This is a genomic window from Undibacterium sp. Ji22W (genome assembly GCF_049340305.1).
Taxonomy (GTDB): domain Bacteria; phylum Pseudomonadota; class Gammaproteobacteria; order Burkholderiales; family Burkholderiaceae_D; genus Undibacterium.
In genome coordinates this window covers 1-543 of record NZ_JBMPOU010000009.1, presented here as the reverse complement: position 1 = coordinate 543, position 543 = coordinate 1, and the positions used below count along the sequence as shown (strand labels likewise).

The 543-nt window shown below is 51.7% G+C and carries 1 protein-coding gene; it reads right to left on the bottom strand.

Translation table 11 applies throughout. The features are described 5' to 3' along the window. On the bottom strand, window positions 1-543 hold a 543-nt coding region (locus ACO0KW_RS20355; protein WP_423055169.1), incomplete at both ends, for a Calx-beta domain-containing protein.

Genomic DNA, 543 nt, shown 5'->3' with positions numbered 1-543 from the left:
AGTTCTCCGACAATTCAAACACGCTATCGTTGGCGATATTGACCGTGATCGTTTGCGTCGTCACACCAGGATTGAACGTCAAGGTACCACTCGTTGCTGTGTAATCGCTACCAGCGGTCGCTGTACCGTTGCTGGTGTTGTAACCAACAGAAACCGTTTGGCCCGATGCTGCCGACAAGGTGACCGTGAAGGTCGCTGTGCCAGCCGCTTCGTTGACGATCACGTCGTTGATCGACAAACTTGGTGTTGCATCGTTGTCCGTGATGGCACTACTTGCAACATTGACAGATCCAATTGCCACGTCTTCAAACGAGCTATTTGTATCTATCACTCCACTAATAGTTGCAATTAAGGATTCAGTATCCTCTTTTAAAACATCATCGGTGGCAGTGACTGTAAATGTCGTGCTGCTGCCTCCACTGACATTGACGCTCGCTGGCAATGCGCTGGTATCGACACCCGCTGTCGCGACACCGCTCCAGTTCAAGGCGACCGCAACACTGCTGCCGACTGGAACACTGACGGCATTGCCGCTGCTGTCTT